Annotated in this window: 19 protein-coding genes; 14 read left to right on the top strand and 5 right to left on the bottom strand. The window is 53.5% G+C overall.

What is annotated here, in order from left to right:
* Nucleotides 1–6: 6 nt before the first annotated feature.
* The 8 genes from hyfE (at nt 7) to focA (ending at nt 8878) form a co-directional block, all read left to right on the top strand.
* On the top strand, nt 7–657 hold the full coding sequence (gene hyfE, locus ACS0RQ_RS07260; RefSeq protein WP_039079701.1) for a hydrogenase 4 membrane subunit: 651 nt from the start codon (nt 7–9) through the stop codon (nt 655–657).
* A 4-nt stretch (nt 658–661) separates the two neighbouring features.
* A complete protein-coding gene (locus ACS0RQ_RS07255) occupies nt 662–2251 on the top strand; it encodes a hydrogenase 4 subunit F (protein WP_271849610.1) in 1590 nt (529 codons plus the stop codon).
* 14 nt (nt 2252–2265) lie between these two features.
* Nucleotides 2266–3975 (top strand): hydrogenase large subunit, encoded by a 1710-nt coding sequence (locus ACS0RQ_RS07250; protein ID WP_420372480.1) that lies wholly within the window; start codon nt 2266–2268, stop codon nt 3973–3975.
* 10 nt (nt 3976–3985) lie between these two features.
* Nucleotides 3986–4534 carry a hydrogenase 4 subunit H gene (gene hyfH, locus ACS0RQ_RS07245; RefSeq protein ID WP_271849608.1) on the top strand — a complete coding sequence of 183 codons (549 nt, stop codon included), beginning with the start codon at nt 3986–3988 and terminating at the stop codon, nt 4532–4534.
* On the top strand, nt 4531–5307 hold the full coding sequence (locus ACS0RQ_RS07240) for an NADH-quinone oxidoreductase subunit B family protein (RefSeq protein ID WP_071193407.1): 777 nt from the start codon (nt 4531–4533) through the stop codon (nt 5305–5307). Before hyfH ends, ACS0RQ_RS07240 begins: the two co-directional genes overlap by 4 nt.
* Nucleotides 5300–5710 (top strand): formate hydrogenlyase maturation HycH family protein, encoded by a 411-nt coding sequence (locus ACS0RQ_RS07235; protein ID WP_193794073.1) that lies wholly within the window; start codon nt 5300–5302, stop codon nt 5708–5710. Before ACS0RQ_RS07240 ends, ACS0RQ_RS07235 begins: the two co-directional genes overlap by 8 nt.
* Before the next feature lie 225 nt (nt 5711–5935).
* Nucleotides 5936–7885, top strand: coding sequence for a sigma 54-interacting transcriptional regulator (locus tag ACS0RQ_RS07230; protein WP_271849607.1), 1950 nt, complete (start codon nt 5936–5938; stop codon nt 7883–7885).
* Between the two features lie 135 nt (nt 7886–8020).
* A complete protein-coding gene (gene focA, locus ACS0RQ_RS07225; protein ID WP_271849606.1) occupies nt 8021–8878 on the top strand; it encodes a formate transporter FocA in 858 nt (285 codons plus the stop codon).
* Between the two features lie 82 nt (nt 8879–8960).
* Here the strand turns inward: focA and ACS0RQ_RS07220 are convergent, their stop codons facing one another.
* Nucleotides 8961–10031 (bottom strand): AI-2E family transporter, encoded by a 1071-nt coding sequence (locus ACS0RQ_RS07220; RefSeq protein WP_108700846.1) that lies wholly within the window; start codon nt 10029–10031, stop codon nt 8961–8963.
* Nucleotides 10032–10253: 222 nt separating this feature from the next.
* Between ACS0RQ_RS07220 and bepA the strand changes: the two genes are divergently transcribed.
* Both bepA and arsC read left to right on the top strand, forming a co-directional pair.
* Nucleotides 10254–11717 carry a beta-barrel assembly-enhancing protease gene (bepA, locus tag ACS0RQ_RS07215; protein ID WP_039079692.1) on the top strand — a complete coding sequence of 488 codons (1464 nt, stop codon included), beginning with the start codon at nt 10254–10256 and terminating at the stop codon, nt 11715–11717.
* A gap of 12 nt (nt 11718–11729) precedes the next feature.
* Nucleotides 11730–12089 (top strand): arsenate reductase (glutaredoxin), encoded by a 360-nt coding sequence (arsC, locus tag ACS0RQ_RS07210; protein WP_039079691.1) that lies wholly within the window; start codon nt 11730–11732, stop codon nt 12087–12089.
* A gap of 34 nt (nt 12090–12123) precedes the next feature.
* Here the strand turns inward: arsC and ACS0RQ_RS07205 are convergent, their stop codons facing one another.
* From ACS0RQ_RS07205 to upp, 3 genes are all read right to left on the bottom strand, one after another.
* A complete protein-coding gene (locus tag ACS0RQ_RS07205; protein WP_271849663.1) occupies nt 12124–12825 on the bottom strand; it encodes a DnaA inactivator Hda in 702 nt (233 codons plus the stop codon).
* 95 nt (nt 12826–12920) lie between these two features.
* Complete coding sequence (uraA, locus tag ACS0RQ_RS07200) at nt 12921–14210, bottom strand: uracil permease (protein ID WP_039079689.1); 1290 nt, start codon at nt 14208–14210, stop codon at nt 12921–12923.
* A gap of 273 nt (nt 14211–14483) precedes the next feature.
* The gene (gene upp / locus ACS0RQ_RS07195; protein ID WP_039079688.1) at nt 14484–15110 is read right to left on the bottom strand and encodes a uracil phosphoribosyltransferase; all 627 of its coding nucleotides are present in this window, start codon (nt 15108–15110) and stop codon (nt 14484–14486) included.
* Nucleotides 15111–15387: 277 nt separating this feature from the next.
* Here upp and purM point away from each other — a divergent pair, with 277 nt between their 5' ends.
* The 4 genes from purM (at nt 15388) to ppx (ending at nt 20903) form a co-directional block, all read left to right on the top strand.
* Nucleotides 15388–16425, top strand: a complete 1038-nt coding sequence (gene purM, locus ACS0RQ_RS07190) for a phosphoribosylformylglycinamidine cyclo-ligase (RefSeq protein WP_039079687.1) — start codon at nt 15388–15390, stop codon at nt 16423–16425.
* On the top strand, nt 16422–17060 hold the full coding sequence (purN, locus tag ACS0RQ_RS07185) for a phosphoribosylglycinamide formyltransferase (protein WP_271849605.1): 639 nt from the start codon (nt 16422–16424) through the stop codon (nt 17058–17060). The genes purM and purN overlap by 4 nt, the downstream gene beginning before the upstream one ends.
* Nucleotides 17061–17291: 231 nt before the next feature.
* Nucleotides 17292–19358 carry a polyphosphate kinase 1 gene (gene ppk1, locus ACS0RQ_RS07180; protein WP_271849604.1) on the top strand — a complete coding sequence of 689 codons (2067 nt, stop codon included), beginning with the start codon at nt 17292–17294 and terminating at the stop codon, nt 19356–19358.
* 3 nt (nt 19359–19361) lie between these two features.
* Nucleotides 19362–20903: an exopolyphosphatase gene (gene ppx / locus ACS0RQ_RS07175; protein ID WP_271849603.1), complete on the top strand. Its 1542-nt coding sequence runs from the start codon at nt 19362–19364 to the stop codon at nt 20901–20903.
* 2 nt (nt 20904–20905) lie between these two features.
* Here the strand turns inward: ppx and ACS0RQ_RS07170 are convergent, their stop codons facing one another.
* Nucleotides 20906–23134: a sensor domain-containing phosphodiesterase gene (locus tag ACS0RQ_RS07170; protein WP_271849602.1), complete on the bottom strand. Its 2229-nt coding sequence runs from the start codon at nt 23132–23134 to the stop codon at nt 20906–20908.
* Nucleotides 23135–23375 lie beyond the last annotated feature (241 nt).

Genomic DNA, 23375 nt, shown 5'->3' with positions numbered 1-23375 from the left:
TCGAAGATGACGGGAACATTGGTAGTTAACAATCTGGCGGGGCTGATGATGTTCACCTCGTTATTGGTCACTTGCGCCAGACGCTACACCGTCTCCTGCTGGTTGTACGCCCTGCAATCACTGGTGCTGGTGTCGATATTTTTCACCCTCTCACAACTGCTGGATGCAGAACAACTGCGGATGTGGTCCATCAGCGCCTTCTTTACCAAGGTCCTGATGGTGCCGCTCATCATGGGTTATGCGTTTCGCAAAATGGCGCCAGAGGGTCAGGGAGAACGCCTGTTTGGCCCTGCCGCACTGGTGCTGATGGCCGCAGGCATCGTGCTGCTGTGCTGGTTTGTAGTGCGTCCGGTGCAGTTGCCGCTGGTCGCGCAACTTAAACCCGCGCTGGCGGTGGCGCTCGGCCACTTCCTGCTGGGGCTACTGTGCATCGTCAGCCAGCGCAATATCCTGCGCCAGGTGTTTGGCTACTGCCTGATGGAGAACGGCTCGCATCTGGTGCTGGCGCTGCTGGCATGGCGTGCGCCGGAGTTGGTTGAAATCGGCATCGCCACCGACGCCATTTTCGCGGTGATCGTCATGACAATACTGGCGCGAAAAATCTGGCGTACCCACGGCACGCTGGACGTTAATAACCTTACGGCGCTGAAAGGATAACAACATGAGTCACGCATTGATGTTCACCTTGCTGTTGCTCACGCCGCTGGTCATCTCCGCACTCTGCTTCCTGTGCCGTCTGCGAGGAAATGCCGCGCGCGCTCTGGTCACCACCGTGCATTTCGTCGGTATCGTCGTGCTGATGGTCGTGGCACTGTGGACGGTCGCAGAGGCCGTGACTGAGGGCGAGATATTCGCCGCCCATCGCTGGCTACATATTGACAGCTTAAGCGGGTTGTTCTTGTCGCTTCTTGGGATCATCGGTTTTATCACCGGGTTGTACTCCATTGGCTATATGCGCCATGAGGTCGATCACGGGGAAATTACCGTCGGCACCCTGTGCAACTACTACGGTTTCTTCCATCTGTTTCTCTTCACCATGCTGTTGGTGGTCACCAGTAACAACCTGATTGTCATGTGGGCAGCCATTGAGGCCACCACACTAAGCTCAGCGTTTTTGGTGGGGATTTACGGTCAGCGTTCTTCGCTGGAAGCCGCGTGGAAATACATCATTATCTGTACCGTTGGCGTCGCGTTTGGCCTGTTCGGTACGGTACTGGTGTATGCCAATGCCGCCAGCTTTATGGTAGAGCCTGACCATGCGATTTTCTGGACCGAAGTCCTTAAAGAGAGCAGTAAGCTCGACCCCACGCTAATGGTGCTGGCATTTGTCTTCGTGCTGATCGGTTTTGGGACCAAAACCGGGTTGTTCCCGATGCACGCCTGGCTGCCGGATGCCCACAGTGAAGCGCCAAGCCCGGTCAGCGCCCTGCTCTCAGCGGTGCTGCTGAACTGTGCGCTGCTGGTGCTGATTCGCTACTACATCATTATCTGCCATGCCATCGGCAGCACGTTCCCCAATACCTTACTGATGATTTTCGGCCTGCTCTCGGTGGCGGTGGCGGCGTTCTTTATCCTCGTTCAACAGGATATGAAACGCCTGCTCGCCTACTCGAGCGTGGAAAACATGGGGCTGGTGGCGGTGGCGCTCGGTATCGGCGGCCCGCTGGGTATTCTCGCCGCGCTGCTGCACACGCTGAACCATAGCCTGACCAAAACGCTGTTGTTCTGCGGTTCCGGCAACGTGCTGCTGAAATACGGCACCCGCAATCTGGACGTGGTGTGCGGCATGCTGAAAGTCATGCCGTTTACCGCAGTCCTGCTCGGCGGCGGCGCGCTGGCACTGGGCGGCATGCCCCCGTTCAATATTTTCCTCAGCGAGTTTATGACCGTTACCGCCGGGCTGGCGGCCGATCATCTGCTGGTGACTATCGTACTGCTGCTGTTGCTGACGATTGTGCTTGGTGGACTGGTGCGCATGGTCGCCAAAGCGCTATTTGCCGCACCGCCTCAGGAAGTCGCCAGCGGTGAACTGGGCTGGCTCACCACAGTGCCGATGGTCATTTTGCTGGTGATGATGCTGGTGATGGGGACCCATATTCCGCAACCGGTAAGCAAAATGCTGGCAAATGCTTCTGCCATCGTGATGTCCGGTAATGATGAACAATCAACACAATTTAGTTGGCTGTGGGCGTCGTTTGACACCACCGCCGCAACCGCAACACCCGCGCGGGTTCAGGGAGAGTTAAAGTGAGTTATTTAGAGAGTATCAGTCTCGATGCCCCTCGTGGCGGTGCCTGTCTTGCGGCGTTGAACGCGCAATTTCCCGGTGCCATTCTTGAAGAAGAGCGGCAAACCTTTGAGCAGACCACCATTACGGTAAAACTCAATCTGCTGCCGGATATTGTGCATTATCTCTATTACCAGCATGACGGCTGGTTACCGGTGTTATTCGGTAACGATGAACGTACTCTGAATGGTCATTACGCGGTCTACTACGCCCTTTCTATGGAAGGGGCGGAAAAATGCTGGATTGTGGTAAAAGCGCTGGTGGATGCCAACACGCGTGAATTCCCCTCCGTCACTCCGAAGGTGCCCGCCGCCGTCTGGGGCGAGCGTGAAATCCGCGACATGTACGGTCTGATCCCGGTAGGCCTGCCGGATCAGCGCCGTCTGGTGCTACCGGACGACTGGCCGGACGATTTGCATCCGCTGCGTAAAGACACCATGGATTACCGTCTGCGCCCGGAGCCAACCACCGATACGGAAAACTATCCGTTTATCAATGATGGCGATAGCTCGGCGCGTATTGTGCCCATCGGCCCGCTGCACATCACGTCGGACGAACCCGGCCACTTCCGTCTGTTTGTTGATGGCGAGCGCATTGTCGATGCCGATTACCGCCTGTTCTATGTTCACCGCGGTATGGAAAAACTGGCGGAAACCCGCATGGGTTATAACGAAGTGACGTTCCTGTCAGACCGCGTCTGCGGAATATGCGGCTTCGCCCACAGCGTGGCCTACACCACCTCGGTAGAAAACGCCCTGGGCATTGTTGTGCCGCAACGCGCTCATACTATCCGCTCGGTGCTACTGGAAGTGGAACGTCTGCACAGCCATCTGTTAAACATTGGGCTTTCCAGCCACTTCGTCGGCTTCGATACTGGCTTTATGCAATTTTTCCGCATCCGCGAAAAATCGATGACCATGGCAGAACTGCTGACCGGCTCGCGTAAAACGTACGGTCTGAATCTGATTGGCGGCGTGCGGCGCGACATACTGAAAGAGCAGCGCATTAAAACCATCCAACTGGTGAAGGAGATGCGCGCGGAAGTCATCCAACTGGTGGATATGCTGCTCTCAACGCCGAATATGGCACAGCGTACCCAGGGGGTTGGGGTGCTGGACCGTCAGATTGCGCGCGACTACAGCCCGGTCGGCCCGCTGATTCGCGGCAGTGGCTTTAACCGTGATCTGCGCTTTGACCATCCTTATGCCGACTACGGCAATCTGCCAAAAACTTTGTTTAGCTGGCCTGCCGGGGATGTTTTCTCGCGCGTGATGGTGCGTATCAAAGAGACGCTTGATTCCCTCTCGATGATTGAGTTTGCCCTCGACAATATGCCAGACACCGCGCTGTTAACCGAAGGGTTCAGCTACAAGCCGCATAAATTCGCGCTGGGTTATGTGGAAGCACCGCGCGGCGAGGATGTGCACTGGAGCATGCTCGGCGACAACCAGAAGCTGTTCCGCTGGCGCTGCCGTGCGGCGACCTATGCTAACTGGCCGGTGCTGCGCTATATGCTGCGCGGCAATACCGTTTCCGATGCGCCGTTGATTATCGGGAGTCTCGATCCCTGCTATTCCTGTACGGACCGCGTCACGCTGGTGGATGTACGTAAGCGCAAGTCCACCACCGTGCCGTACAAAGAGATCGAGCGTTACAGTATTGAACGTCGCAATTCGCCGCTGAGATAAGGAAGATACGATGCTTAAATTGTGGAAAACCATTATCAGAGCGGGCGAAGTCACGGTGAAATACCCGTTTGCGCCGCTGGAGGTCTGCCCTGGATTTCGCGGCAAACCCGAGCTTAATCCTGAGCAGTGTATCGCCTGCGGCGCCTGCACCACCGCCTGCCCTGCCAACGCGCTGACGATGGAAACCCATCCGGATGACAACGCCCGCATCTGGCAACTGTTTATCGGCCGCTGCATCTACTGTGGCCGCTGCGAAGAGGTGTGCCCAACGCACGCCATTCGCCTGTCAGAGGAGTTTGAGCTGGCAGTGACCCGCAAAGAAGACCTCTATGTGCGCGCGACCTTTCGGCTGCAGCATTGCAGTGAGTGCCACGCCCCCTTTGCGCCGGAAAAATCCGTCGCCCTGGCGGCTGAATTACAGGCACTTCATCAATCGAACCCGGCGCTGGTGGAAACCCTGCGCGCCCAGGCGAATGTCTGCCCGGCATGTAAACGTCGGGCGGCACTGGAGCATCGCGGCAGCACCAACGTTCATTATTATATTGAGGAGCAAGCATGAGCGCCGATTCCCTGACGTTAAAGCAGCATGTCAGTCAGCCCATAACGCTGGATGAACAAGCGCAAAAACTCAAGCAAGTGCTGCTTCGCGATATTCAACGTTCTGCCTATGTTTACCGCGTGGACTGCGGGGGATGTAACGGCTGTGAAATTGAGATCTTCGCCGCGATCACCCCGCTGTTCGATGCCGAACGCTTCGGCATTAAAGTCGTTGCGTCACCGCGTCACGCCGACATTTTACTGTTTACCGGCGCGGTCACCCGCGCCATGCGTATGCCCGCGCTGCGTGCCTGGCATTCCGCGCCTGACCACAAAATCGCGATCTCCTATGGCGCATGCGGCGTCGGCGGCGGTATTTTTCACGATCTCTACAGCGTCTGGGGCGGCAGCGATACCATCGTCCCCATTGATGTATGGATCCCCGGCTGCCCGCCGACCCCGGCGGCAACGGTGCACGGTTTCGCTGTCGCGCTCGGCCTGCTGGAGCAGAAACTGCACGCCGAAGATCATCACCAGGCTGAAAATGAAACGGCGACCGTCCGTTGGCCTGCCGTACCGCTGGCCATGCGCGTTAATATCGAGCGTCTGGCGCGTCGACTGGCAGGCTATCGCCAGGGACGTGAAATTGCCGATCACTTCTTCGCGCTGTTGACCGAAGGCGATCCACGCGAAAGTTCCGCGCGCATTAATGCCTGGTTGCAGCAGGCGGCCGATCCGCGTCTGGACACCATCGTGCAGCAACTGCGCGCCGAGATGGAGGGAAAGCATGTCTGAGAAGGGCAGCAAAGTGATGTTCTGGACGCTGCGGCAGAAATTTGTCGATGACAGCGTCAATGTCGAGGAAAAAAGCCGCCAGGTGATGTACTACTCGCTGGCCATTGGTCACCACGTGGGGGTAATCGACTGCCTCAACGTGGTGCTGGAATGTCCACTTGCCGACTACGAGCGCTGGCTTGCGCTACTGGAAGAGGGCGCACGTAAGAAAATGCAGGGGCTGCTCACGTTTGGCGAAATCATCATTGATGCCAGTCACGTCAATAAACTGGCCCCCGCCTTTGCTAAACTGGCAGAAGAAGCGGATGATCCCTGGCGTAGCTGGAGCCAGCTCATCTTGCAGCAATTGAAAGACATTGCCGGTGAACCGGCGATTTATCTGATGGTGCGGCGACTGGATTAACCATTAGTGATATCAATAAAACGTCAATTCGTATGACAATTAGCTATACGTGAAGCGGGTAACACTACAAAATAAGGGGGTATAGTAGTATACCGGGTGGCCCGCTCTCTTACCGAAGAACAATCACTTGATATGAAAAAACGGATAAGGAAGTCACATTATGTTGATTTATGACTGTTTTTTTCTGCTTTTCTGTACAATTGATTCTGGAAGGATGCAGTATCCATGATTTTACAGCATTTGCTGGAACAGAAAGATAAGGCGTCCGTCCTGCGGGCGTTCATTCCCCTACCACCTCCGTTCAGCCCCATTCAGTTTGTCGAACTTCGCCTCAGTAATTCGCGATTCTACCGCTGTTTTGATGACGGAAGCGTTGAGTTCTGCACCAGTGAATATGCCGGTTCAATCAGCGATAGCTCAAAACAGGTGATTTTACTTGCCGGAGAAACCATGGCTGAGCTGCGCTTTGTGCGCACCGATGGCGGTAAATTTTGCGAAAAAGACAGCACTATGTTTGCCTGGCTGGCACGCCTCGCGGCGCAAGGTTTAGAGGGTGATATTGAGCGCGACAAGCTGGAGCAATCTGTTTCGCTGTTGCGCCAGGAGCTTGACCATGACCGGGTTCTGGTCGATATCACCAACTCAGTACTGTCTCACCTTGATATTGATGAACTGGTGGCGGATGTCTCACGTGAAATCCACCGCTTCTTTGGCGTGGATACGGTCGCAATGGTGCTCCGTGATGCCCTGCGCTCGCGCCAGCTTATGTGGAACTCGACGGATTTCACGGTTCAGCCGCCAACAAGCCAGCAATACCCGCTACGCAGTGATAGCCAGTTGCTGCATACGGCGCTCAATGAAAATCATGCGACCCTGTTGCAAAAAAGGGACGAGCCGCAAATATGGCAAAATGATCCCTTGCTGCAACAGTTGGAGGCGCAAGGTCTGGAGACGGTCTTTATTCTGCCGCTGGCTTTTAGCCATCAGTCTACCGGCGTACTGGTCCTGGCACACCGGGATTTGTCGATTTTTAACGCACAAAACTGTCGATTACTTCGACAGATTGCCGACAGAATTGGCATTGCTGTCGATAATGCCGATGCCTATCGCAAAGTGACGCATCTGAAAGAAAACCTCAAAAACGAGAACAACAAACTTAACGAGCAAATTCTTTCCAGCCAGAGCTTTGGCGACATTATTTATCAGAGCGACGCCATGCGCGATGTGCTCCAGCAGGTCAATATTGTTGCCCTGAGTGACAGTACAGTGCTGATTCTTGGCGAAACCGGTACAGGGAAAGAGATTATTGCCCGTGCTATTCACCAGATGAGTCTGCGCAAAGATAAACCGCTGGTGAAAATCAACTGTGCCGCAATTCCGTCCACCCTGCTAGAAAGCGAACTGTTTGGTCATGATAAAGGGGCGTTTACCGGCGCTATCAACACCCACCGTGGGCGCTTTGAAATGGCGGATGGGGGAACGCTGTTCCTCGATGAAATCGGCGATATGCCGATTGAACTGCAGCCTAAATTATTGCGTGTGCTACAGGAACGGGAGATTGAGCGCATTGGCGGCACCCGCACCATTCCCGTTAACGTTCGGGTCATTGCCGCGACTAATCGCGACCTGAAACAGATGGTCATTGACCGGGAGTTTCGCAACGACCTGTTCTATCGCCTGAATGTGTTCCCGCTGGTGTTGCCGCCGCTGCGCGATCGCCCGGACGATATCCCGTTGCTGGTCAGGTACTTCACACAAAAACTGGCGCGCCGTTTAAACCGCCAAATCGACACCATTCCTGCCGATGCAATGCGCCAGTTGATGCGCTACGAATGGCCTGGCAACGTGCGCGAACTGGAAAATATTCTCGAACGTGCGGTCCTGCTCTCACGCGATAATACGCTGAGCCTGCATTTGAATGCGCAACCCAGCAGCATGGTGCAGCCTGTGGCCCATGATCCTTTTCCTTTCCCCCTGCCCCGCGTGGCGGAAATGATGCACACCGAGCCGCCGGAAAACGATGAAGAGGAACGTCAGCGTATTATTCAGGTGCTGCGAGAAACAAACGGTATTGTTGCCGGGCCGCGCGGTGCGGCGTCAAAATTAGGGATGAAACGTACCACGCTGTTATCACGTATGCAGCGGCTGGGCATTACCGTTAGGGAAGTATTGTAATTGAGTTTCTGAGTTTAAGTGTGAGCGAATTAACGCTTTAGAGGCGATACCGGCTATATAGCTGGTACGCCCTATGCATATAAATGCGGGTGTCGATATTGCTCCCTCATTAATGCATAGACTCAGGAGATTCTGATGGATACCAGCAATGCTTTTGATCTGCGACTTCCCGCAGAAATGGCAAAGGTCGCCGAACAGGCAGGGTTATATAAAGTCAGCAAGAAGAAAGAGCTGTCATTCTTTCTCGCGGTCACGGCTGGTGTATTTATTTCCATTGCATTCGTTTTCTATATTACCGTCACAACCGGGCCTGCCCCTGCAACCGCCCTGGCAAAACTGGCCGGCGGCGTGTGCTTCTCGCTGGGCCTCATCCTGGTGGTGGTCTGTGGCGCAGATTTGTTCACCTCGACAGTATTGACGGTGATGGCAAAAGCCAGCGGGCTAATAAGTTGGCGACAGTTAATTATCAACTGGATAATTGTCTATTTTGGTAACCTTGTCGGCGCCCTGTTTTTTGTCGCGCTGATTTGGTTTGCCGGGCAATATATGAGTGGCAATGGTCTTTGGGGACTAAATGTATTACAAACCGCCGACCATAAAATGCATCATACATTTGTTGAAGCCGTTTGCCTGGGGACGCTTTGTAATTTAATGGTATGTCTGGCTGTGTGGATGAGTTATTCCGGGCATACGCTAACCGATAAAATTATGGCGATGCTGTTGCCTATCGGTATGTTTGTTGCCAGCGGCTTCGAACACAGCATCGCGAATATGTTTTTGATCCCGCTTTCTATTGTTATTCGTTATTTTGCACCCGAAGGATTCTGGACCAGCATTCACGCCAGCCCGGAACATTTTCCGGCATTAACGGTCAGCAATTTTATCACGGCCAATCTGATCCCGGTGACGATAGGTAATATTATCGGCGGCGGGCTGCTGGTGGGGATCACTTACTGGATTATCTATTTGCGTAACCAAAATAACGGGCACTGAACGCGTCCCTGATGGCGCTGCGCTTATCAGGGCTACGATTGGTAGCCCCGCTAAGCACCGCGCCAGCGGGGAAGACATCACGTCAGACGTGATGGTCGTCAACCACCACGGTATCTGGCCATGCGTGAATAACTGCCTGCACCAGCGTTGCCAGCGGGATGGCGAAGAACACCCCCCAGAACCCCCACAGGCCGCCAAAGATAATTACCGACAGGATAATGACCAACGGGTGCAGGTTAACCGCTTCGGAAAACAGTAACGGCACAAGCAGGTTGCCATCCAGCCCCTGGATTATCAGGTAGACGGCAAAACAGCTCCAGAACTCGGTGCCCGCACCAAACTGAAACAGCGCCACGCCAATCACCGGAATGGTGACCACAAACGCGCCGATGTAAGGAATCAGCACCGAGAAGCCCACCAGCACCGCCAGCAGCAATGAATAGTTAAGGCCAAAGAGCTGAAAACCTAACCAGGTGGCAACGCCGACGACAACCATCTCCAGCACTTTGCCGCGAATGTAGTTGGTTATCTGCTGGTTCATCTCTTTCCAGACCTGCCCTGCCAGCCCACGGTTACGCGGTAAGACGCGGCGCACCGCATTGAGCATCTGTTCTTTATCCTTCACCAGGAAGAAGACCATCAGAGGCACCAGAACCAGATAGACCGCCAGCGTCAACAGCCCGACCAGCGATGCAAGGGAATATTTCACCACCGAATCGCCCATGCCCAGCATCCGGGCACGCATGTTTTCCGCCATTGCATCGATGATGCCCGCATCCATTAACATCGGATAACGTCGTGGCAGCGTGGCGGCATAATCGGAAAGTTTATTAAGCATACCCGGCATGTCGCGAATCAGATTCATCCCCTGCTGCCAGGCAACCGGCATCACAACAAATGCCATAATCATCAGGATGCCGACAAACAGTAGCAGCACCATCGTGGCGGCCCAGCGGCGGGAGAAACCGACTCTTTCCAGACGAACGGTTGGCCATTCGAGCAGATAGGCCAGCACGATGGCAACCAGCAGCGGCGCAAGAAGACCGCTAAAAAAGAAGAGAATGACAAAACCTGCCAGCAAAATGACCAGCAGCGCGATCGCTTCCGGGTCGCTAAAGCGACGGCGATACCACTGCATCAACAATTCAAGCATATGTTCCTTCCAGGAGCCGGATTGACCGGTGTGAGTTCAGGAATTGTATCGAAATGTCACAAAAAAGACTTCGCTTTTCGTCGCCTTTACAGGAAACATGATGAACGGGCAAAAAGGTGTTATTCCCCCATCAGGGGGGATAAACTCTCTCTTTTATTTCGCCGGAACGAACCCCGGCTCGTCAGGTCAAATGATTACCCGAAAAATTACAGGATTGAGGTTATGTTCAGGCAGTTGAAAAAAACGCTGGTCGCAACCCTTATCGCCACGCTGACGCTCGGCCAGATGATGCCCGCGTTTGCGGATTCTGCAGACAGTCTGCCCGATATGGGAACCTCCGCAGGAAGCACCCTGTCCATTGGTCAGGAAATGCAGATGGGCGACTATTATGTTCGCCAGCTGCGCGGCAGTGCGCCGCTGATCAACGACCCTTTACTGGTTCAGTACATCAACGGACTGGGCATGCGCCTGGTCTCGCATGCAAACTCGGTAAAGACCCCGTTTCATTTCTACTTAGTCAATAATGACGAAATCAACGCCTTTGCTTTCTTTGGCGGCAACGTGGTGCTGCATTCAGCGCTGTTTCGCTATGCGGATAACGAAAGCCAACTGGCGTCGGTGATGGCGCACGAAATTTCCCACGTGACCCAGCGCCATCTGGCGCGAGCCATGGAAGATCAGAAGCGTAGCGCCCCCCTGACCTGGGCTGGCGCACTGGGCTCCATTCTGTTAGCCATGGCAAGCCCGCAGGCCGGGATGGCGGCGCTCACCGGTACACTGGCCGGTACGCAACAGGGCATGATCACCTTTACGCAGCAGAACGAACAGGAAGCGGACCGCATCGGGATTCAGGTTTTGCAACGCTCCGGTTTTGATCCGCAGGCAATGCCGACCTTCCTGGAAAAGCTGCTTGATCAATCACGTTACGCCTCGCGTCCACCGGAAATTTTGCTGACTCACCCCTTACCGGAAAGCCGTCTTGCCGATGCGCGTAACCGCGCCAACCAGATGCGCCCGGTGGTCGTGCAATCCTCCGAAGAATTTTACCTGGCCAAAGCCAGAGCCCTGGGGATGTATAACTCCGGGCGTAATCAGCTCACCAGCGATATGTTAGATGCCTGGGCAAAAGGCAATGTGCGCGAGCAACATGCCGCGCAATATGGTCGCGCCCTGCAGGCAATGGAGGCGAAGAACTTCGCCGACGCCGCTAAAACGCTGCAACCTCTGCTGAGTGCCAATCCGACAAATGCCTGGTATATCGACCTGGCGACCGACATTGATTTAGGGCAGAACAAAAACAACGAAGCGATTAACCGCCTGAAAAATGCGGCGGAAATTAAAACCAACCCGGTATTGCAGCTCAACCTGGCAAACGCCTATCTGAGCAGCGGTCAGGCTGCCGCGGCAGAGGCGATACTCAATCGTTACACCTTTAACTGGAAGGACGATGTAAACGGCTGGGAGTTGCTGGCGCAAGCGGAAGCCACATTAGGCCATCGCGATGAAGAGCTGGCGGCGCGTGCCGAAGGGTTGGCGCTGACGGGTAAGCTTGATCAGGCCATTACGCTGCTGGGAAGCGCCAGTTCGCAGGTCAAATTGGGCAGCCTGCAGCAGGCCCGTTACGATGCGCGTATCGATCAGCTTCGTCAGTTGCAGAAAACGTTCCGCCCGTATCAGAAGATGTAACAAGGAGAACCGATGACAGACGCGGTGAAGATTTACCACAACCCTCGCTGCTCCAAGAGCCGCGATACCCTCAGCCTGCTGAAAGCCAACGGCATTGATCCGCAGGTTGTTCTGTATCTGGAAACGCCGCCGGATGCCGACACGCTTAAAGCGCTGTTGAAAATGCTGGGGATGACCAGCGCGCGGGAGCTGATGCGCCAGAAAGAAGATCTCTATAAATCACTGGGACTGGGGGATAGCCATCTCTCAGAAGAGGCGCTGTTGCAGGCGCTGCTTGATAATCCCAAGCTAATGGAGCGTCCAATCGTTGTGGCGAACGGTAAGGCGCGCATTGGTCGCCCGCCAGAACAGGTTCTTGAGATCGTCTACTAATGCCACAGGCCCGCAGGTGCAATACTTGTCGGGCCTACAGTTTCAGAATGTCTTTTACGAAGGGGATGGTCAGCTTACGCTGGGCGGTAATAGAGGCACGGTCGAGCTGATCAAGCGTGTCAAAGAGCGTGCGCATTTCGCGATCCAGTCGCTTGAGCAGAAAACGTCCCACATCTTCCGGCAACTCAAACCCGCGCTGCCTTGCACGCAGTTGGAGCGCCTGCAGTTTGTCTTCATCAGAGAGCGGTTGCAGCTTGTAGATTTGCCCCCAGTCCAGGCGCGACGCCAGGTCGGGCAACCCCAGATTCAACTGCCGTGGCGGACGATCGCCGGTGATCAGTAACCGCGTTTTGCCTGATTCCAGAATACGGTTATAGAGATTGAAGATGGCCATCTCCCACGGTTCATCGCCTGCGACACACTCGATATTATCGATACAGACCAGCGAGAGATGCTCCATTCCTTCAAGCACTTCCGGTACAAACCAGGTGCGCTTATCAAGCGGCACATAGCCGACCGCATCACCACGCTGAGAGAGTTCGGCACACGCCGCATGAAGCAGATGGCTACGTCCTGCCCCTTCACGCGACCAGAAATAGATGTATCCGCTATGATCCTGGCGTAGGACATTTTGCAACGCCGCCAGCAAAGAAGGGTTATCGCCCGGCCAGAAACTCGCAAAAGTTTCATCGTCAGGAAGATAGAGTGGCAGGGAAAGCTGCGCCGGTGTGTTCAGACGTACCTCAACAGGGCTTTAAAAAACGCGGTAAGTTTATCATAAAACTTTACCGCGTTTGAACCGGGCATGACACCCGGTTTGCAGAGCAACAATTAATGCTGATTTGCTTCGCTGTCTTCGGCGTCCAGTACCACTTCTTCCGGACGCAGGACACTGATCAATTTGAAGATCAGGCTCAGCGCAACACCCACGATAGTCGCCAGCGCCATCCCTTTCAGTTCAGCCGCGCCAATGTGCACTTTCGCGCCGCTGACGCCGATGATCAGAATGACGGAGGTCAGGATCAAGTTTTGCGCTTTGCTGTAATCCACTTTGGATTCGATCAACACGCGAATACCGGATGCGCCGATTACCCCGTACAGCAGCAGAGAGACACCGCCCATCACCGGTACCGGGATAATCTGAATTGCCGCCGCCAGTTTACCTACGCAGGAGAGCAGAATCGCGATGATAGCCGCGCCACCGATAACCCAGGTACTGTAGACGCGGGTGATCGCCATAACGCCAATATTCTCACCATAGGTGGTATTCGGCGTTGAGCCGAAGAAACCGGAAATAATGGTTGAGAAGCCATTGGCAAACATGGAACGGTGCAGGCCCGGGTCACGGATCAGATCGCGTTTCACGATATTGGCGGTAACGACCAGATGGCCCACATGCTCAGCAATAACCACCAGCGCCGCAGGCAGAATGGTGAAGATAGCAAACCATTCGAAACGCGGCGTGTAGAAGGTTGGCAGCGCGAACCAGTGCGCATTGGCAATCGGCGTGGTATCAACAACACCCATTGCAAACGACAGCGCATAACCGGCCAGCACGCCGATCAGAATCGGGATTATCGCCATAAAACCACGGAACAGTACGGAACCAAACACGGTCACACCCAGCGTTACCAGCGAGATGAGCACGGTTCTGGAATCCGCAGACTGACCATCCGCAGGCAGCAGGCCGGCCATATTGGCCGCAACACCGGCCAGCTCCAGACCGATGACGGCAACGATTGCGCCCATTGCCGCAGGCGGGAACATCACGTCCAGCCAGCCGGTGCCTGCTTTCTTCACGATGAAGGAAACAATGCAGAACAGCACGCCGCACATGATAAAACCACCCAGCGCCACTTCGTAGCCCAGCGGCAGAAGCAGCAGTACCGGCGAAATAAACGCAAAGCTCGATCCCAGATAAGCCGGGATTTTGCCCTTACAGATAAAGAGATAAAGCAGCGTTCCGATACCGTTAAATAACAGTACGGTGGCCGGGTTAATATGAAACAGGATTGGCACCAGCACGGTTGCGCCAAACATAGCGAACAAGTGCTGCAAACTAAGCGGGATTGTCTGTAAAAGCGGCGGTCTTTCACTCACCCCGATAGCACGGCGCGTCATAGTGTTTTCCTCTGAGTGTTGTTGTTTATCCCCGTCACACGTCAAGACGCTGGTGCGTTGGCCATACTCGTCCACCCGAATCACTTATTTACGTAAGATCATCAGGATTCGCTCGCTTGTCCTTGCCGGCAACTCGACGTTGTTAGGGTATATGTTCCGCTCATCACCCATCCCGCAGTGTTGTGGACTGCGTGATGAAATCAGGCGGATTCTGTTCTGGTTTACGCCAAAAAAAAGCCGACTTTCAAAGTCGGCTTTTGATTTTTAAAGCATTTATTTCGTACCAAAGATTTTGTCGCCGGCATCGCCGAGGCCCGGAATAATGTATCCGTGCTCATTGAGGCCCTTGTCGATGGACGCGGTATACAGCTCAACGTCCGGGTGCGCTTTCTCCAGCGCGGCGAGGCCTTCCGGGGCAGCAACCAGCACCAGCACTTTGATGCTGTGGCAGCCTGCATTTTTCAGCAGGTCGATGGTGGCAATCATAGAACCGCCCGTTGCCAGCATCGGGTCAACGACCAGCGCCATACGCTCGTCGATGTTAGAAACCAGTTTCTGGAAATACGGTACCGGCTCCAGGGTCTCTTCATTACGATAGATACCCACCACGCTGATGCGTGCGCTCGGAACGTGTTCCAGCACCCCTTCCATCATGCCCAGGCCGGCACGCAGAATAGGGACTACGGTGATTTTTTTGCCTTTGATTTGTTCGACTTCTACCGGGCCGTTCCAGCCTTCGATAGTCACACGTTCCGTTTCCAGATCGGCAGTCGCTTCATAGGTCAGCAGACTACCGACTTCCGAGGCGAGTTCACGAAAGCGTTTGGTGCTGATGTCATTTTCACGCATCAGGCCCAGCTTGTGTTTGACGAGTGGGTGTTTTACTTCCACGACCTTCATACTCTTCTCCTTCCCCAAAACGGTGGCAGCCACAAAAAAAATCGCCGGATTATACCGCTTTTTCTCCGCCACGCTACAGGTGCGGCGTTGATCCGGATCAAACAGACTGGAAAAGAGTATACCGTAATAATCCCCGGCGGCCTGAAATAATGGACTCGCAAACGTTTGCCTTCACTGTTAGAATTGCGCCGAATTTTATTTCCAAAACCTGATTAGTTCGGGTAACAGCCTGAAATATGACGGGTGAACCGCAAGCAAACGCGTGGGGACTCAAGCAGTGACCGATAAAACCTCTCTTAGCTACAAAGATGCCGGTGTTGATATTGACGCAGGTAATGCTCTGGTTGACCGAATCAAAGGTGTGGTGAAGAAAACTCGTCGTCCGGAAGTGATGGGCGGTCTGGGTGGCTTCGGCGCGCTGTGCGCATTGCCGCAAAAATATCGTGAACCAGTACTGGTTTCCGGCACTGACGGCGTAGGTACCAAACTGCGTCTGGCGATGGATCTGAAACGCCATGACAGCATCGGCATCGACCTGGTCGCCATGTGTGTGAATGACCTGGTTGTACAGGGCGCAGAGCCGCTGTTTTTCCTCGATTATTACGCAACCGGCAAACTGGATGTCGACACCGCAGCCAGTGTGATTAACGGTATCGCGGAAGGCTGCCTGCAGTCTGGCTGTGCGCTGGTTGGCGGCGAAACCGCTGAAATGCCGGGCATGTACCACGGCGAAGACTACGATGTTGCCGGTTTCTGCGTTGGCGTTGTTGAGAAATCCGAGATTATTGACGGTTCCAAAGTGGCCGACGGTGATGTGCTGATTGCACTGGCGTCCAGCGGTCCGCACTCCAACGGCTACTCCCTGGTGCGTAAAGTCATCGAAGTGAGCGGTTGCGATCCTGAGACGACACAGCTTGAAGGGAAATCCCTCGCGGATCACCTGCTGACTCCGACCCGCATCTACGTGAAATCGATCCTCGAGCTGATTGAAAACGTAGACGTGCACGCCATCGCCCACCTGACCGGCGGCGGCTTTTGGGAAAATATCCCGCGCGTGCTGCCAGACAATACCCAGGCGGTGATCGATGAGTCCTCCTGGCAATGGCCGGCCGTCTTCAACTGGCTGCAAACGGCGGGCAATGTCAGCCGTCACGAGATGTATCGCACCTTCAACTGTGGTGTCGGTATGGTTATCGCCCTGCCTGCTGATGAAGCAGATAAGGCCATCGCATTCCTGAATGCCAAAGGTGAAAACGCGTGGAAAATCGGTATTATCAAAGCATCCGATTCCAGTGAACGCGTGGTCATCGAATGAAAAACATTGTGGTGCTCATTTCCGGCAACGGAAGCAACTTGCAGGCAATAATTGATGCCTGCAAGCAGAAGAAAATAAATGGCACCATCCGGGCAGTATTCAGTAACAAGGCCGATGCATTCGGCCTTGAGCGTGCGCGGGAAGCCAATATTCCCGCCCATGCGCTTCTTGCCTCTCAGTTTGCCAGTCGCGAAGCGTTTGACCGTGAACTGATGCAGGAGATTGACGCTTACGCCCCGGATATCGTTGTGCTGGCTGGCTACATGCGTATCCTCAGCCCGGACTTCGTGGCACATTACGCCGGTCGCCTTATCAATATCCACCCTTCCCTGCTACCTAAATATCCCGGTTTACACACCCACCGTCAGGTACTGGAGAACGGTGATGACGTTCACGGCACCACCGTGCATTTTGTTACCGACGAACTGGACGGCGGCCCGGTGATTTTACAGGCACAGGTACCGGTGTTTGAGGGCGATACCGAAGAAGACGTGACCGCCCGCGTCCAGACTCAGGAACATGCGATTTACCCGCTGGTCGTGAGTTGGTTTGTTGATGGCCGTCTGGCTATGCAAGAAAACAGAGCCTGGCTTGATGGCGTTTGTCTGCCAGAACAGGGCTACGCGGCCGAGTAAGCAAATCTTTTCTTTGCCTGCGCGTAACATACCGTTGCGCGCAACACCTTTCTGCGGGTAAAACCGGATTACTGTCATACTTATCTGTCACAGTTGGACATCTAATGGCAAAGCTCGCCATAATATGGGTGTCACTCAAACGAACGCCAACACGTTTACCTGCACACGAGGACACTGCCATAGCGAGAAGGAATTGCCGTGTCCCGAGAGTTAACCGGAGTGTAAGTTGTAATGGGTCAGGAAAAGCTATATCTGGAAAAAGAACTAAGTTGGTTGTGCTTTAACGAGCGCGTTCTGCAGGAAGCGGCGGATAAGAGTAACCCGCTCATTGAACGCATGCGCTTTTTAGGGATTTATTCCAACAACCTTGATGAATTCTATAAAGTTCGCTTCGCAGAACTTAAACGCCGCATCATTATTAGCGAAGAACAAGGACAAGGCACCAACACCCATTCACGCCACCTGCTGGGTAAAATACAGGCCCGCGTACTGAAAGCCGATCAGGAATTTGACGGCCTGTATAACGAACTCCTGCTGGAAATGGCACGTAATCAGATCTTTTTGATTAACGAACGCCAGCTTTCCGCCAATCAGCAAAACTGGCTGCGCCACTACTTCCGACAGTATCTGCGCCAGCACATCACGCCGACACTGATTAATCGCGAAACCAATCTGATTCGCTTCTTAAAAGACGACTACACCTACCTGGCGGTGGAAATCATCCGTGGCGAAGATATCCGCTACGCCCTGCTAGAAATTCCGTCTGATAAAGTGCCGCGTTTTGTAAACCTGCCGCCGGAAGCGCCGCGCCGTCGCAAGCCGATGATCCTGCTGGATAATATCCTGCGTTATTGCCTGGATGATATCTTCAAAGGCTTCTTTGATTACGACGCGCTGAACGCCTACTCGATGAAAATGACCCGTGACGCCGAATACGATCTGGTGCACGAGATGGAATCGAGTCTGATGGAGCTGATGTCTTCAAGCCTGAAACAGCGTCTGACGGCAGAGCCGGTACGCTTTGTGTATCAGCGTGATATGCCGGATGCCATGGTTGAGATGCTTCGCGAGAAGCTGACCATTTCCCGCTACGACTCCATTATTCCGGGCGGTCGCTACCACAACTTTAAAGACTTCATCAACTTCCCGAACGTTGGGAAAGCAAACCTGGTGAACAAACCGTTGCCGCGCCTGCGCCATGTCTGGTTTGATAAGTTCCGCAACGGCTTTGATGCCATTCGCGAGCGCGATGTGCTGCTCTATTATCCGTATCACACCTTTGAGCACGTGCTGGAACTGCTGCGCCAGGCGTCGTTTGACCCAAGCGTGCTGGCAATAAAAATCAATATCTACCGCGTGGCCAAAGACTCGCGCATCATCGACTCCATGATCCACGCCGCCCATAACGGCAAGAAAGTGACCGTGGTGGTTGAGCTGCAGGCGCGTTTCGATGAAGAGGCTAACATCCACTGGGCGAAGCGACTGACCGAAGCCGGTGTGCAGGTTATCTTCTCGGCGCCGGGGCTGAAAATCCACGCCAAGCTGTTCCTGGTGTCGCGTATGGAAAACGATGAAGTGGTGCGTTACGCTCATATCGGTACCGGCAACTTTAACGAAAAGACCGCACGTATCTATACCGACTACTCATTGCTGACCGCCGATGCGCGTATCACCAATGAAGTGCGCCGGGTCTTTAACTTTATTGAGAACCCGTACCGTCCGGTGAATTTCGATTATTTGATGGTTTCGCCGCAAAACTCGCGCGATCTGCTCTACAAAATGATCGATACCGAAATTGCCAATGCGCAGAAAGGCATTCCTTCGGGCATTACGCTAAAAATCAACAACCTGGTGGATAAAGGCCTGGTTGACCGGCTGTATACGGCCTCCAGTTCTGGCGTGCCGGTGAATTTGCTGGTGCGCGGTATGTGCTCGCTTATCCCTGAACTGGAAGGCATCAGCGATAATATTCGCGTAATTAGCATTGTTGACCGTTTCCTTGAACACGATCGCATCTATATTTTTGAGAATGGCGGCGATAAAAAAGTGTATCTGTCGTCTGCTGACTGGATGACGCGAAACATCGATTACCGTATTGAAGTAGCGGCGCCGTTGCTCGATCCGCGCCTTAAACAGCAGGTACTGGATATCATTGATCTTCTGTTCAGTGATACCGTCAAAGCACGCTACGTCGATAAAGAACTCAGTAATCGATATGTGCCGCGCGGCAACCGCCGCAAAGTACGCGCACAGCTCGCGATTCATGAATATCTGACATCACTTGAACAGTCTGACTAATCTATGCCGATAAATGAAAAGACAGCACGACCGCAGGAATTTGCTGCGGTCGACCTGGGTTCGAACAGTTTTCATATGGTGATTGCCCGCGTTGTTGATGGCGCCATGCAGATCATTGGCCGTCTGAAACAACGCGTACATCTGGCGGATGGCCTCGACAGCAATAATATGCTGAGTGAAGAGGCTATGGAGCGCGGTCTCGCGTGTCTGTCGCTGTTTGCAGAACGCCTGCAAGGTTTTGATCCTTCAAGCGTGTGTATTGTAGGGACCCACACGTTGCGCCAGGCGCTCAACGCACCGGAGTTTCTTAAACGGGCAGAAAAGGTTATTCCCTACCCCATCGAAATCATCGCGGGTAATGAAGAAGCGCGCCTGATTTTTATGGGCGTTGAACATACGCAGCCGGAAAAAGGCCGCAAGCTGGTTATTGATATCGGCGGCGGTTCGACCGAACTGGTCATTGGCGAAGATTTTGAACCCAAACTGGTGGAAAGCCGTCGTATGGGCTGCGTCAGCTTCGCGCAGCTTTATTTCGCGGGCGGAACAATCAATGCGGAAAACTTCCAGCGCGCCCGCGTTGCCGCAACGCAGAAACTGGAAACGCTGGCCTGGCAGTTCCGTATTCAGGGCTGGGACGTCGCGCTTGGCGCGTCCGGCAGTATCAAAGCGGCCCATGAAGTGCTACTGGCGTTAGGGGAAAAGGACGGCATCATCACGCCTGAGCGCCTCAAAAAACTGGTCGCCGAAGTTGTGAAGTTCAAAAACTTCGACGAACTGAACTTGCCGGGTCTGTCCGACGAACGTAAAGCGGTCTTCGTTCCAGGTCTGGCAATTCTCTGCGGGGTATTTGACGCGCTGGCAATTAATGAACTTCGCCTCTCAGACGGTGCGCTGCGCGAAGGCGTGCTGTATGAAATGGAAGGCCGTTTCCGCCATCAGGATATTCGCAGCCGTACGGCACAGAGCCTTGCTAATCAATACAATATCGACCGCGAACAGGCGCGTCGCGTGCTGGAAACTACCATGCACATGTACGATCAGTGGCAGGCGCAAAATCCGAAGCTCATTAATCCGCAACTGGCGGCGCTACTGAAATGGGCAGCCATGCTGCATGAAGTCGGTTTAAATATTAACCACAGCGGTATGCATCGTCATTCGGCTTATATCCTGCAAAACAGCGATCTGCCGGGCTATAACCAGGAGCAGCAACTGATGATGGCCACGCTGGTGCGCTATCACCGCAAAGCGATCAAGCTGGATGACTTACCGCGCTTCACGTTGTTCAAGAAAAAGCACTATCTGCCGTTAATTCAGCTTTTACGCCTTGGGGTGTTGCTGAATAACCAGCGCCAGGCGACAACGACGCCACCAACTCTGCGTCTTACGACCGATGATAACCACTGGACGCTGAGCTTCCCGCACGACTGGTTCAGCCAGAATGCACTGGTTCTCTTCGACCTGGAACGGGAACAGGAGTACTGGGAAGCCGTCACCGGCTGGCGACTCAAAGTTGAAGAAGAGCAGTCGCCCGGCGTAGCGGCATAAAATCAGGCCGCCTGAATCTGCCCTGGCAGATTTTCCAGCGGCTCTGGTTTACCAATCAAATATCCCTGCAAATAATCGATACCCAGCGCAACCACTGCGCTGCGTATCTCTTCATTCTCGACATACTCCGCCACGACCTGCATCTTTTTCATTCTCGCCAGATGGCAAATAGAGGCGACAATCTGATAATCCAGACTATTGGATACGATATTGCGGATAAAGCTGCCGTCGATTTTCAGGATATCGGCATTCACATTTTTCAGTCGGGAATAACTGGCGTAACCGGTACCAAAATCGTCAATCGCTACGCTACAGCCCATTTTTTGCAGTTGGCCGAGCGTTTGATTTGCCTGCTCCAGATTAGTTAACGAGTTACTCTCGGTTATCTCAAAGATCAACTGCCACGCCTCGATACCATATTTTTTCAGTAGCCGCCCCACCTCCAGAGAAAACTGTGCCCGACACACAGAGGCGGGCGACAGGTTAATGGCAAAACGCTGCGCGGGTAGCGTTGCGCGATGAGCAGACATAAAACTCAGCACATGTTCCACTACCCAAAGATCGATACGTGATGACAGGCCGAACTCATGGGCAACCGGCAGAAAATCATCCGGATTAATGTACTGGCCGTTCTCTTCATTCATGCGTAGCAGAATTTCGTAGTAGCTGTCACCGCGCATCCCGGCGATAGGCTGCACCAGTAAACTAAAGCGGTTCTCTTCCAGCGCGAGTTGCAGACGGTTCATCATATCCACCTTGTCCTTAAGGCTACGCTGGAGGTTCGCCGCCCCGCTATGCTGCAAGCTTTCCGGATGATTTGTCGCCAGCGACAAGTCTGCAATGGTACTCAGTTCGCCAAGCAGCAAGTAGAGGTGCTGCACCGGTGAGCGCACATAGCAATAGCTCATGCCCACCTGTGGCTGCAGCGGCATATCATCCCAGAAGAAACGAAACGCCTTAATTTGGGCATCCAGCGCTTCAATCCGGTTCTGGTGCGACTGGGTGTTAAGACGAATAGCCAGATCATGGCCTGAGAGATGGTAGACACGTTCGTCTTCATCAAGGCTGTTTTTAAGCCAGTCCGACAGTTTTTGCTTGTACTGAATACGCAGCATCACGCCATAGTTACGCCCCAGCACTTCCAGTTCCGGCACACTTAAATAACAAAGAACAGACCAGGGTGAGCCCGCAAGCGCACGATTGAGGGCGCGCAGATTGGGTATCTGAACGACGGGATCAAGATAGGCAAGACGACGAGCACGGGCATGAACATGCCGTTGTCGTGTTGCCAGTACCGATACACAAAGAATGATAAAAGAGTAAACCAGGTAACTCGACGAGGCGATAGCCAGTTGAATTTCATAAGCCGGATAGACGGGAAGATAACGATAAAAATAGTGTACCGAGACAATCAACAGCAGCGTCCAGAGCACCGATATAAACCGGTATCCATAGCGTAACGCCCCCCATAGCATGACAGGCAATACCAGAGAGAGCGTGTAGTTGGTGCTGAAAATGGAGCTATTTTCATTCAGCGGCATGAGCAACAGTATGACCAATCCGGCCAGGATACTCAGCCAGATAGCCATCTCACAGCGAGTCACTTTCGGGTCGAATTCATGGCGCAGTTGCGATAACCAGCTTCGCAGATAACGCGGATGGCGGATGATACGAATAACCAAATAGCAGAGCGGAATACCGGTCATGGTCCCGACCAGTAACGCCTGATAATCAATCAGTAAATGAATATTTAACGATAATATATCGGTCTTACTAAAATCCGTATCGTACAGCGCCAGCCAGATAACGAACTCGAGAATAATCAAATAAATCGTTGCCGGGCAAAAGACCTGCCAGAAAATTCGCTGGGCAATAAAAGCGGCGTTTCCGTAGGCAATATTTTGCCGACGCGTAACAAAAACGCGATAGCCGCCCCAACTGATGACCACGGGAATAAGCAAATGAAAAATTTGCGCCACAAGCTCAGAGATATCGTGCATGCCGATATTCAGGACCAGTGCGAGAACCATGCCGGGTAGCGCTGCCCAGCCAAAGACCACCATCAGACTGAACATCAGCGCCATTGGCAGGGAGAAAAGGACAACCGTTTCACCCGCGACATGCGTATAGGTATTCGCCAGGTTAAACAGTGGCAGTAAAAGACATGGCAACACGAGCGGTAATGCCCACCATTTGTCTTTGTGCTGATGATATTTTTTTAACGGAGTCATAGATGCTCGACAAAAAACCCAGTTTCCCAATGGGTATTTCAGGCAGGCATCCAACCTGACTGTAAGCGCGTAAATAGCAAATGAGCGTGAATTTTAGTTCTGTAGGGCAATCAGTGATTGATGCACATCAAATAAAACTCGCCGAATTAATCAATTTTTACGCTTTTTAAAAAGAGACGCAGATTAGCATTCATGACTTAAATACTTAATTTATTTTATATAAAACTCATTAATATTTTCC

This window comes from Phytobacter diazotrophicus, assembly GCF_052061655.1.
Taxonomy (GTDB): Bacteria; Pseudomonadota; Gammaproteobacteria; order Enterobacterales; family Enterobacteriaceae; genus Phytobacter; species Phytobacter diazotrophicus.
The sequence above is the reverse complement of the archived record's forward strand: the minus strand, read 5'-3'. Positions and strand labels throughout refer to the sequence as shown.